The following is a 12,459-nucleotide window of genomic DNA, read 5'->3' on the forward strand; positions in this document are numbered from 1 at the left end:
TATGTTGGTATGAAGATTGCCGTTATTGGTGCAAAAGGTCTACCTCCTAAACAGGGTGGAATCGAACATTACTGTGCAGAAATGTATCCGCGCATGACAGCACAGGGTCACACTGTAGATTTATTTGCCCGCTGTTCCTATACCCAGAGTTCCTGGCTGGTTCATGATAATTTTCAAGGAGTTCGAGTCATCTCCTTACCCGGTTTGCCAATGAAAGGCGTAGACGCTTTCCTGACCTCAGCATTAAGTGCGATCGCTGCTGCTGGAAAAAAATACGATATTATTCATTTCCATGCTCTTGGTCCATCTCTATTTACTGGTTTAGCTAAAATTACCACTACCGCCAAAGTGGTAGTCACCTGCCAGGGATTAGATTGGCAACGCGCCAAGTGGGGTAGTTTTTCCACTCGCTTAATTCATATGGGCGAGAAAACAGCAGTACGTTTTGCTGACGGAATCATTGTCGTATCAGATGCGCTGAAATCCTACTTTTTACAAACCTATGGTCGAGAGACAGTCTACATTCCCAATGCTCCAGCCAGGTATGGTGAATCAGATCCAAATTTCACCTATGGAAAGCAGCTAGGTCTTGATTGGGGGCGCTACATCCTGTTTTTGGGCAGAATAGTCCCGGAAAAACGTCCCGACTTACTTATAGAAGCCTTCAGTAGCTTGAAACCCAAAGGATGGAAACTAGTTGTAGCTGGAGGTGTTAGTGATACAAAATCCTTTACCGCAAGGTTGTTAGAAAAGATTGCTAGTAATCCCAATATCATATTTGCAGGCGAACTCAGGGGTGTTCGTCTGTGGGAAATCGTCCGGGGCGCAGGATTATTTGTTTTGCCTTCTGATTTAGAGGGACTACCTCTAGCAATGTTAGAAGCAATGCACGAAGGTATACCAGTCCTGGCAAGTAATATTCCACCCCACCAGCAATTGATTAGTGGAGGACGAGGAATGCTTTTTGAGGCTGGAAATCTCCACTCTTGTACTCGTTCTCTAGATTGGGCAATTCATCACCCAACACAAATAGCTGCAATGGCTGAGAATGCACAAAGACATGTGCAACTTCACTACGGCTGGGATCGCATTACCTCAGAAACCTTAAAACTATATACAACTCTGTTGAACTCACCTGAACTAGTAGTCAATAGTCCAGAGTCAATGGTCAAGAGTCAATAGTTTGTTGATTGTTGGTTGTTGATTGTTAGTCATTTGTCATTGGTTATTCTCCCTTGTCCCCCTTCCCTTGTCTCCGATCCCTGATGCCCAAAAAATTATGGAAAAAGGCTTGTCATCTTTACCATCTATTTTGAAACGGCGTGCTTTACCTGCCCTAGTTACATTTGCTGCTGTCATTAGTGGAGCGATCGCCTACCTTCAGATTACCCCACGTCAGTATCAGACATCGACGCGACTGATGCTGGATCAAAAGAGGGTAAGCGTTTCAGAATTGGGACGCGACCTGACGCAACTCAATTCAGGTACACCAGGTGGTTCTAACCCCTTAGCTGATCAAGCAGAATTAATCAAGTCGCAACGGGTTCTCCAAAGAGCGTTGACTGAGGTTACGGCTGAGTCTGGATTTCGTTCACCGGAAAATGAACTTACTGTCGATCAGCTCAGTCAAGGCTTGAAAATCAAAATTGTTCCTGCTACCAACATTTTGGAGGTCAGCTATCTCAACGAAGATCCTATACTCGCAACCAAAGTCGTCAATGCTGTTTCCAGAGCAATGGTTGAGGATAATACTCAAGTTATTCGTCAAGAAGCTGCCAACGTCCGCAAATTCTTAGAAAAAAAGGTTCCTGAAGCCCGCAAGCAGCTACAGGAAGCTGAACAGAAGGAAAACAGATATAGACAAAGTAGCGGTATTGTCTCCTTTGATGAGCAAACCAAAAGTTTGGTGGAGAGCCTGGCTAATTTGGAACAGCAGGAGAACACTCTTTCAGCTCAACTTCAAGAATTGCGTTCCAAGGAAGCTTCATTGCAACAAGTCACCGATGCGAAAGCTCTCAATCAAGCTTATGCAGCTGTACGTGGTGGTCAAGATGAAGAACTCAAAGCCTTACGCAATAAGTTAGCAGAGATAGAGACTCAACTAGTTCAAGCTCGTTTGTCTTTAACAGATAATCATCCGACTGTCATAAATCTGCTGGGACAAAGAAACGGTTTAGGTGCTTTGTATCAACAAGGACTAGCCCGCGTATCCCCCAGAAATCAATCTATCTCTTCTGGCTCTGTCGCAGGCGATCAAATCAGTCAAGACTTGACCTCTCAACTGATTATTAATGATGTTGAGCGCTTGGCACTGGAAAACAAGCTAAAAGTTGTACAAACTAATCGGGCTAACCTCCAGACTCGTCTAGCACAATTACCAATTCAACAGCAACAGCTGACTCCACTCACACGCCAACGAGAAGAGTCGGCGGAATCTTTGAAGTTACTGCAAAGCAAACTAGAAGAAGCACGAATTGCTGAAGCTCAACTAGTTGGTAATATCCAGATTATTGAAGCAGCACAACCACCAACTCAACCCTCCTTACCCAACAAAAGAACCGTATTGGCGATCGCTATCGTATTTGGGACTGCTTTAGCCACAGGTATTGTCCTGTTGCTAGAGTTGATGGATCACACTTTGAAAGATGCTTCCGAAGCAGAGGAATTACTGAAGTTGCCATTGCTAGGAGTATTACCACGTTTACCAGGTCATGCGATCGCTCTGGAGCCATCCGCACAATTTTTAGATCATGTCGGCTTGGTTGAGCCATACCGCACTCTATTTAAAAACCTAGAGTTTCGTAGTAGTGAACCGTTGCGATCGATTGTTGTTAGTAGCACCATTACCGGGGAGGGTAAATCTGTAGTTGCTTCACACTTAGCTGCGATTTCCGCTATGTTATCTCGACGGACACTGCTGATTGATGCAGATTTGCGTCGTCCCATCCTCCACACATTGTTTAACTTAGCTCCCAGACCAGGTATTACGGATGTGATTGACTCAGAAAGATCCCTAGAAGAGACTGTGCAACGAACTAATATTCCTAACCTCTCTGTATTGACTTGCGGTGAATTGCACGGGCGTCCCTCACATTTACTAGAGTCCGAGGCTATGAAGTCTCTGCTGATAGAAGCAGTTCGGCAGTATGACTTTGTAGTTATAGATACTCCTCCTCTTAGTGCTTGTGCTGATGCTCATACCTTAGGAAGACAAAGTGACGGAATTCTGCTAGTTACACGTCCCGGTTTTACAATCAAAGAAGTTCTACAAAGAGCAGTATCAGAATTAACACACAATCAAATACCAATCATGGGAGTAGTTGTCAATGGAATTACAGACCAAACAGAACGATATTACCGTTATGCCGTTAATGGTTATGAACCTTTGTCATCTAGACGTTTGAGTGGGGGTGGTTCCGCTTAAAGTTGCTAAAAACCATTTGAAATCTAGCTAACTATGTTGACTAATCAACGTGTACATTCTTCTTTTTTGCCACTGTTGGTTGGGTTATTAGGTGTAGGAGTTGGTATAGTTGCAGGGTTTTTTGCAGGTGCTAAACCTCTTTACCTGTGCTTAGCTCTAGTAGCAGTACCTGTGCTGATCTTCTTCTTTACCAAGTTTGAACAAACGGTAATGGGTCTATTGATCCTACGTTCCTCTCTCGATTCTTGGTTTGCTCTGCAAATACCAGCTGCATTTGCGATTGGTTTAGATGGCCTGACTTTGCTATACGTAATCGTGATGCTGTTGCTTGGTCGTCCAGTACACACTGATCGCTTTTGGTGGTTATTTGCAAGCTGGATAATGCTACAAGCTTTGTGGCTGATACTCTTACCTCTAGGAGAACTGGGAATGGATGCTTCCTTATTACCGATTAGCATCCGTGAGTGGATACGTCTATTTTCTTTTCTGATGATTTATTTGCTGATCATGCAGCTTAAGGACAAACTTCATCCTGAAAAGATTGTTTCTCTGTTGTTTTTCTCCTTGGTCTTCCCACTTACAGTTGCGTTACTCCAGATATTTCTGCCTTCAGTACTGCCTCAAGTGCTGGGTGGTGGAAGTATAACTCGAATAAAAGGTACTTTTGTTCACGCGAACAACTTTACAGTCTATCTATTTTTGTTCATCGGTTTGACTTGGTGGAAATTAGGTTATGCCAGACGGCGTTGGTCTTGGGTTCTTTTGCTGGGTTTATTGGTTTTTGTTCTTTCAACTACCAAGACTATGGTTGGCTTAGCGATGCTTTGCATTTTTGTGATAGTCATGATAGCTCCGAAATTGAGCCTAACTAACCTCATTGCTGGAGTGCTTTTGTTTGCAGCCCTCATAGGACTATTTGTCAGTACGGAATTAGGACAAGAACGCCTTAGCACAATTACTCAGACACCCCTACTCAATCCAGACATTGATATATCTCGAGCAATTCTCTTATCACAGGGAGACTATAACAGTTTTAACTGGCGAATTGCCTATTGGAATTACCTCATACAAGCCTGGCAGCATTTTCCCATCTTTGGTTACGGTTTAGGGTTAAGTAGCCATATACATCCTGATCAACATCTTCCCCACAATGATTACGTCAGGGCTTTGGTAGAAGGAGGAATCTTTGGTTTCACTGCTCTTTTAATATTTTTCGGCGCACAGTTTGCACGTTTGGTTCAGTTACTCTGGCGTACACCTCCCAACAGTATTCAGCATCAATTGTGTTGGAATCTATTGGCCGTTTTTATAGCTTTACTTGTAGGTATGTTGTCCGAAAATGTAGCAGTTTCAACTGCTTTCTATTTTTACTATTGGACTGTGTTTGCTGTTTGTGGCTGGAACTGGAACGAAAAGCAGACTTGGGATAAATCTATGCCCGTTACACATGTTTGAAGGAGATATTATGTCGCTTGCTTACAAAGTATCTGCTTGGAATCGCAGACGTAAATGGCATTTGTTCCTGTCAGAAATTCAGCCGACTCCTGCAACCACAATTTTAGATGTTGGTTTTAGTGAACAAGAATACAGCAATACGGATAATTATTTAGAGAAACATTATCCTTATTTACAGCAAATAACTGCTCTTTGTATTGAGACTCCTGATTTATATCTGTATGCCCGTAAAGATTCACAGCTTGAAATTCCTGAAGAGAAAATTGTATCGAAAAGACAGGAATCCTCATCACGATATCCGCAATTAAAAATTGTTACTTATGATGGTCAAAATTTTCCATTTGCCGATCAAAAATTTGATATCTGTTGGTCAAATGCTGTTTTAGAACATGTAGGTGACGAGACACAGCAAATTATCTTTTTAAAAGAGATTAAACGAGTAGCTAAAAAAGCATTTATTACTACACCGAATAAATATTTTCCCATTGAAGTGCATACGCGCACGCCATTGTTACATTTTTTGCCCAAAAAATTTTTTGACCGCTATTTACATTTTATAGGTAAGGGATGGGCGGCTGATGATTATATGCACTTATTGTCGCTGCGAGACTTGCACAGGCTAATAAATGCTGCTGGAATTACCGAATTTAAAATCATCAAAAATCGATTCCTATTTTTTGTCCTTGATTTTGTAATTATTTTGAATACAAATTCTGACTAGCAAGCAATTTCAACCATTAATCTCAGTGGAGGAAAATCAATGAGTCAGGAAGAAATAAATAAATTACAGTCAGTAATATCTCATCAATTATTAAGCAACAAAAAAAATATCCGAGTTTTGGAAGCAGGCTGTGGTTCTGCAAGTCACTTTAACTTTGGGCAGAATGCATATTTGGTAGGCATTGACATATCAGAAGAACAGCTTAAAAGTAACTCTGTCTTAAACGAAAAGATTTTAGGAGATATACAAGTCTACAACTTACCAGTTGCAAATTTTGATGTAATTGTTTGTTGGTATGTTTTGGAACATCTTCCTGAACCAGAAAAAGCTCTCAACAATTTTTTTCATGCTGTCAAAGAAGATGGAATTATCATTCTTGCATTTCCTAATGTTATGTCTATCTGGGGTTTAATCACAAAATATACTCCGCTCTGGTTCCATATCTGGGTATATAAACATATCTTTGGTGAAAAGAGAGCAGGTAGAGCAGGACACCTTGGGCCTTTTCGGACATTCTCAAGATTTTTTATTGCTCCAGAATCAATCAAGCAATTTGCCATGATGAATGGTTTAACAATTGAACATTTCGTCTTATACGAAAATTTTCGTCAGAAAGAGATGAAAGAGAAAAATAAAATATTAAGAGGAGGATGGAATTTGCTCAAATCAATGATCAAAATACTTAGTTTTGGCAAAATTGATGCAGAACTTACGGATTGTATTGTGATGCTGAAAAAGCAACAAGTTAATGTTGTCCTTATGTCTTGAATATTTCCAAAAAACCGTTATACCTATCCAAAATCGAATGATATCAAGTCCGGCTAATTGCTTACGATATAAAGCTTAGTCATTGAGCTTATGTCATTGGTTTTCCCATTACCGATTACCGACCTCAACGAATAATACAAGTTTTCAAACGGACATGATATGACTCAGCAATTAATTGGCTCTAAAAATCATCTCCAGCATCGGGTAAAAGACAAACAACCTTACCGGGTTGTTATAGTCCATCCCAGTGCAGGAGTTAACTGGAGTGGTGGTTCGGAGATTATGGCGATCGAACTAGCACGTCGGCTGAGTGCTTATTTTGAAGTAGAACTTCTGAGTGGTTCTCCGTGCGGTTGCTTCAGCTATCCGGCGGGAGGTATTCCCCGCACCTATTCCTACCGTTTGGTGCGTCATCCTCTAATTACTCCCCTGTTGGGTAGTTTGAGCAATTATCCTGAGATTGTTATAGAACACCTTACCAGTTTCTTACCCTGTGCAATTCGCTGTCTGACTCGTCCTGCTGACTTGATTTTTCCCTGCAACGATTATGGTGGTTTAGCAATGGCTGCTTTTGTGCGATCGCTCAGGGGAACCCCGATACTTTTCACCGAACACAATAGCTTACTGGGAAAAGGAGATGATGGCTCATTAGTAAAAAATGGCCGATGCTTGAGGCGGAATCTTCGCTTTTGTCCAGATCGTTTGGTAGTTTTCGATGAAGCTGCTGCTGCATTTGCTCGTACTCTCAAACCAACGCAACCAATCAGCATCATTCCCAATGGTGTAAATCTCGATCAATTTACTTGTGATGGTAATCAAATTGATCTAGGTTTGCCCAAACCAGTGGTGCTGTGTGTCGCCTCGTTGAATCGCAAGAACCAAAAGCGAGTTGAACTAGCCATTCAGGCTGTATCTCGCTTCAGTGAAGTTAGTCTTCTGATCTGTGGAGATGGCCCTGATCGCGCCCATTTTCAGTCACTAGGTGAACGTCTTTTGAGTGCAGAACGCTTTGCCATTCGCACCTTTGCCTTTGAACAAATGCCTGAAATCTACCGCAGTGTTGATGCATTTACCCTTCCTTCTATCTATGAGCCGTTTGGGCTTGTCTATCTAGAAGCAATGGCTACTGGTTTACCTGTAGTCGCTACTGAAGATGAAATGCGGCGATATATCATTGGCGACGGCGGGATTCTCTGTGATGTCACCAATCTAGATGTTTATGCTCATGCAATTAAAGATGCCTTGAGTAGCAATTGGAGTGAGCGTGCAAAACAAAATGCAGCACGGTTTAGTTGGGATGCGATCGCGCTGCGTTATCGTGATGTGATTCTAGAAACGATTGTGCAATCTCAGAAGAAATTATCTTTACAAACTAATTAAATTGAGGGGTATATTATGCCTAAAGTTTCTATCATCATTCAAGCTTACAATTCTATGAACTATCTCCCCAAAACATTGGAGAGCGTTCTGAAACAAACTTTTACTGATTTCGAGATATTAATTATCAACGACGGTAGCACCGATAATTACAAGGAATCAATGAAATGCCAAACTTCAGCCGTGGTTTGCGACGACGTATCTTAACCTTAAAAAGCTAACAAACCACCTTCTACAAAACCTTAGCGTACTTGGTGTCTTGGCGGTTCAATACAATAAACAACACCCATTTTCTCCTATTCCTTTTGCCCAACCACTTAATATGCCCAAAGTATCTATTATTATTCCGGCATACAATGCAATGACTTATCTGCCACAAACCCTAGAGAGTGTTTTACGGCAGACTTTCACAGATTTTGAAGTATTGATTGTTAATGATGGTAGTTCAGATCCTATCCTCAAATGGGCTTGTGGAATAGTAGATCCGCGTGTGAAACTAATTTCCCAAGAAAATCAAGGTGTATCTGCGGCACGTAATACAGGTATTACCCATACCCAAGGAGAGTATATAGCGTTTCTGGATGCTGACGATTTGTGGGAGTCAACTAAATTAGCAAAACAGGTACATTGTCTGGAAGAAAATCCAGCAATAGGCTTTGTGCATACTTGGATAGTTTTAATTGATGAGCAAGGTAAATCTTTGGGTAGAGTTATATCCTCACATGCAGAGGGTAATGCGTGGAAGCAAGTAGTTGAACAAAACCCTATCCAAACTTCCACAGTCTTAGTTCGTCGCTGTTGTTTGGAAACAGTAGGGGTATTTGACCAAAATTTACGTTCTGCTGAAGATTGGGAATTATGGGTACGTATTGCTTCTCGTTATCTATTGGCAGTAGTCAAAGAACCTTTGGTTTTTTATCGACTGCACTCTCATAATACGACCAAAAACTGGCGATTGATAGAACAAGGTCTGAGTCCAGTGATTGAGAAAGTGTTCCAATCGATACCATCAGAAGCTCAGTATCTAAAACATCGATGTTATGGTCATAGCAACATCTATATAGCTTGGCAAGCTCTGCAAAGTGACGACAAAGACTGCGAGTGGACACGTCATTTTCTTAGCTCAGCCGTCAAATACTATCCTCAGTTGCGTTACTCTCGCCAGTACATCCGTCTAACTTTAGCGATCGCAATCATGAAATGGTTTGGGCCATTCGGCTTCAGCAGAGTAATGGCATTTATTTATACCATGCGTCGCCACGTATTCAGTATATGAAGTAGGGGAGGTGGGGAGTAAACAACTAACAATTACCAATTACCAATTACCAATTACCAAAAACTAAACTATATGCCCAAGGTATCTGTTATTATCCCAGCCTACAATAGCATGACTTATCTGCCAAAAACTCTAGAAAGTGTTTTGCAGCAGACTTTCACAGACTTTGAAGTATTCATCATTAATGATGGTAGCTCAGACAATATCGTTGAATGGGCGTTGCAGATAACAGATCCACGTGTCAGGTTGATTTCGCAACCAAACCAGGGTGTATCTGTTGCACGCAACACAGGTATTACCCATGCACAAGGAGAATACATTGCATTCTTGGACGCAGACGATTTATGGGAACCAACCAAGTTAGAAAAACAAGTGTGTTGTCTGGAAGATAACCCAGCAGTAGGTTTAGTTTATACCTGGACAAATTTTATTGATGAATCAGATAAGCCTACAGGTGTAACAATTGTTTCTAATGCAGAGGGGAATGTATGGGAGCAAATTGTTGTCAGAGACATGATCTCTACAGGTAGTTCACCAATGATTCGCCGTGAATGTTTTGCATCTGTAGGAGTATTTGACGCCAATATTAGTATTGGTGAAGACCGAGATATGTGGAGCCGCATTGCTGCTCGTTACCCCTTTGCAGTGGTCAAAGAACCTTTAACTCTCTATCGTAGACATTCTAGAAATACAACTAAAAACAGCAAAAAAATAGTTCATGAACTGCATCAGGTAATCGAGAAAAGTTTTCAGTCTGCTCCTTTAGAATTGCTGTATTTGCGAAATCGTAGCTATGGCTGGATGAACTATTTTGCAGCTTGGTCTGCTCTGCTAGGAGAGAATAACTACAACGACGCAATGTATTTTAGTCGACAAGCTGTTTTACACTACCCCCAACTACGCTACACGTTGATGTATGTACGCTTGAGTGTAGCAATAGCAATCATACGTTGGCTTGGATCTCAAACTTATCAGGAAGTGCGATCGCTAACCCGTACTATGCGTCGGCTAATCTTAGGTATCGCCAGCTAAGATTGATTATTTTTAAATTTCATCTTTTAGCAAATTCAAAACCATGATTAAAGTGTTTATCCTCTGTCCAGGACTTGGTTATATTCGACGTGGGTATGAGTCTTTTGCTCAAGAAATTTTTGATGCATTATCAAAAGATAACTATCTAGACATCACTCTTTTTAAAGGTAGAGGAAATTCTTCTAGTCAAGAAATTGTTTTATGGAATCTACCGTATCATGCTAATCTAGCTAGGAAAATCAGTAGAGTTTTTAAAAAAGTTGAAAGAAGAGATCCTTACTTTGTTCAGTTATTATCATTTTTTATTAGTCTAGTGCCACATATACATATAAAAAAACCAGATGTCATCTTTTTTAGTGAACCAAGTTTAGGGACATTTTTATTACAATGGCGGCATTTAACAAAGCAAAATTATAAGCTCTTATTTAAAAATGGAGGTCCCTGTACACCAACTCTATTTTATCGTTGGGATCATATATTACAATTATCTCCTACTCATTTTCGAGCTGCTTTAGATGTAGGAGTGCCTGCTGAAAAACAAACTTTACTTTTCTATGGAGTTCACATGAACTCTGAATTTCAGACACTTACTACAAGTGAACGAGAAGCTTTGCGACATAAGCTGGAATTACCTGAAAAACAACCTTTGATTCTTTCTGTGGCAGCTATCAATAACTCTCACAAGCGGATGAATTATGTGATTCGTGAAGTTGCTAGTTTATCTCAGCCACGTCCTTATCTTTTGTTACTTGGTCAACAAGGTGAGGAATCAGCAGAAATTTTAAATTTAGGTAATGAATTATTAGGAAAAGAGCATTTTCAAATTAGAACTGTTGCTTACAATCAAGTGGCAGATTACTACAAAATAGCAGATGCTTTCGTTCTAGCTTCTCTGAGCGAAGGATTTGGACGTGTGTTTTTAGAGGCAATGTCTTACGGTCTACCATGTTTAGCTCATGACTATGAAACTCCCCGCTATATATTAGGTAAAGAGGGATATTTCGCTAATTTTGAATTAGCAGGTAGTTTGGCAAGTTTAATACCTCAATCCCTAGCAGAATCTCATGACATATCTAAACAGCGTCGTCGTCATCGTACTATTTACGAACGATTTAGTTGGGATCAAGCGCGTCCAGAATATATTAAGTTATTTCAAAAATGTGTTAATTCATGATGAAGTATCTAGTTAAATAACAAAACTTGATTATGCACCTGATTGTTTTAGAACTAGAACCAACTTCTTGTCGGGGTGGACAGGAAATAGTCCTATTCGATATTTGCCGTGGTCTTGCTCAAAGGGGACATATTATTAGCCTTGTTTATACTAAAGAAGGGAATTTACTTGAGCAGTATCAAAAGTTTTGTAGCCATGTCATCAAGGTTAATTTATTTACAATTTATCCACCAAAATCTAACTTTCGATTTCTAGCTGATATTTTTAAAATAAATAGGAAAATTCCAGTTACTAAAAATAGTATATTGCTGAGTAATCAGTATCAAGATACTTTTTTTGCTCGTGCTTTAGCTTTATCAAAAAATATACCTTTGGTATGTTATCTGCATTTACCTCCATCTCATAGAATATTAATTGGTAACACCGCAATAAAAAGTGTAAAACAGTTTTTCAGAGAGTCATATATTAGATGGCAGTGGCAAACTGGATTAAAAGGTGTGAAGCAGTTTATTGCTGTTTCCAATCGGACGAAGCGAGACTGGGTTAAAAATGGTTATCCAGCAGATAGAATTGCGGTCGTACATAACGGAATCAACCTAGAAATATACACATCTCCAATTAATTTTGTTCTTAGAAGAAAAGAATGGAATATCCTCGAAAATACTAGAGTAATTTCCTATGTTGGCAGATTAGATCCAGAAAAGGGATTAGAAACGCTAATTAAAGCATTTTTTATTTTGCTAAAAAATGGTAGTAAGACTCAATTATTAATTGCTGGAAAGCCTCTCAACGAAGATGAGAAATATCAAAAATCATTAGAACAGCTAACAATCGATTTGGGCATAGAAAATTATGTCAGCTTTCTAGGTCATATAAGTAATACTACAAGTCTATATCAGGTAAGTGATGTCACAGTTCTACCTAGTTTATGGTCAGAACCTTTTGGACGAGTAATTGTAGAATCAATGGCATGTGGAACTCCTGTGGTAGCTAGCTGCATTGGAGGAATACCAGAGATTTTGACAGGAGAGTTTCAAAAAGGACTATTTGAACCAGGAAATGAGCGAGATTTATCAGATACTCTCAATCAAATAATTAATTGGAGAGAGAATGACTCCGAGTTAGGTAAAAGATGTCGTGAACATGTGTTAAAAAAATTCAGTTTGGACAAAATGATTGATGGTGTTGAAAAAGTACTAGAACGCCGATTCAGTTCAGCGAGGAACTAGGGC

10 protein-coding genes and 1 pseudogene are annotated in these 12,459 nt (G+C 40.1%); all 11 read left to right on the forward strand.

What is annotated here, in order from left to right:
* Positions 1–9 precede the first annotated feature (9 nt).
* The 11 genes and pseudogenes from UYK_RS0120445 to UYK_RS0120490 all read left to right on the forward strand — a co-directional run bounded on the left by UYK_RS0120445 (position 10) and on the right by UYK_RS0120490 (position 12,456).
* Positions 10–1,182 carry a glycosyltransferase family 4 protein gene (locus UYK_RS0120445; RefSeq protein ID WP_009456378.1) on the forward strand — a complete coding sequence of 391 codons (1,173 nt, stop codon included), beginning with the start codon at positions 10–12 and terminating at the stop codon, positions 1,180–1,182.
* Positions 1,183–1,279: 97 nt separating this feature from the next.
* The gene (locus UYK_RS0120450; protein ID WP_009456379.1) at positions 1,280–3,424 is read left to right on the forward strand and encodes a GumC family protein; all 2,145 of its coding nucleotides are present in this window, start codon (positions 1,280–1,282) and stop codon (positions 3,422–3,424) included.
* Positions 3,425–3,457: 33 nt separating this feature from the next.
* Positions 3,458–4,879 (forward strand): O-antigen ligase family protein, encoded by a 1,422-nt coding sequence (locus UYK_RS0120455; protein WP_016872067.1) that lies wholly within the window; start codon positions 3,458–3,460, stop codon positions 4,877–4,879.
* Positions 4,880–4,889: 10 nt separating this feature from the next.
* Entirely contained in the window at positions 4,890–5,600 is a 711-nt protein-coding gene (locus UYK_RS0120460) for a class I SAM-dependent methyltransferase (RefSeq protein WP_040469503.1), read from the forward strand.
* Positions 5,601–5,639: 39 nt separating this feature from the next.
* Entirely contained in the window at positions 5,640–6,368 is a 729-nt protein-coding gene (locus UYK_RS0120465; RefSeq protein WP_016872069.1) for a class I SAM-dependent methyltransferase, read from the forward strand.
* 159 nt (positions 6,369–6,527) lie between these two features.
* The gene (locus UYK_RS0120470) at positions 6,528–7,748 is read left to right on the forward strand and encodes a glycosyltransferase (protein WP_016872070.1); all 1,221 of its coding nucleotides are present in this window, start codon (positions 6,528–6,530) and stop codon (positions 7,746–7,748) included.
* Between the two features lie 15 nt (positions 7,749–7,763).
* Positions 7,764–7,904, forward strand: a pseudogene (locus UYK_RS25375) (glycosyltransferase family 2 protein); the annotation flags it as partial.
* 163 nt (positions 7,905–8,067) lie between these two features.
* Positions 8,068–9,021: a glycosyltransferase family 2 protein gene (locus UYK_RS0120475; protein ID WP_026086536.1), complete on the forward strand. Its 954-nt coding sequence runs from the start codon at positions 8,068–8,070 to the stop codon at positions 9,019–9,021.
* Positions 9,022–9,093: 72 nt separating this feature from the next.
* Positions 9,094–10,053 carry a glycosyltransferase family 2 protein gene (locus tag UYK_RS0120480; protein ID WP_009456386.1) on the forward strand — a complete coding sequence of 320 codons (960 nt, stop codon included), beginning with the start codon at positions 9,094–9,096 and terminating at the stop codon, positions 10,051–10,053.
* Between the two features lie 43 nt (positions 10,054–10,096).
* Positions 10,097–11,227 carry a glycosyltransferase family 4 protein gene (locus UYK_RS0120485; RefSeq protein ID WP_009456387.1) on the forward strand — a complete coding sequence of 377 codons (1,131 nt, stop codon included), beginning with the start codon at positions 10,097–10,099 and terminating at the stop codon, positions 11,225–11,227.
* Between the two features lie 32 nt (positions 11,228–11,259).
* Positions 11,260–12,456 (forward strand): glycosyltransferase family 4 protein, encoded by a 1,197-nt coding sequence (locus tag UYK_RS0120490; RefSeq protein WP_016872072.1) that lies wholly within the window; start codon positions 11,260–11,262, stop codon positions 12,454–12,456.
* The last annotated feature ends 3 nt before the right edge of the window (positions 12,457–12,459 follow it).

It is taken from the genome of Fischerella thermalis PCC 7521 (genome assembly GCF_000317225.1).
GTDB lineage: Bacteria > Cyanobacteriota > Cyanobacteriia > Cyanobacteriales > Nostocaceae > Fischerella > Fischerella thermalis.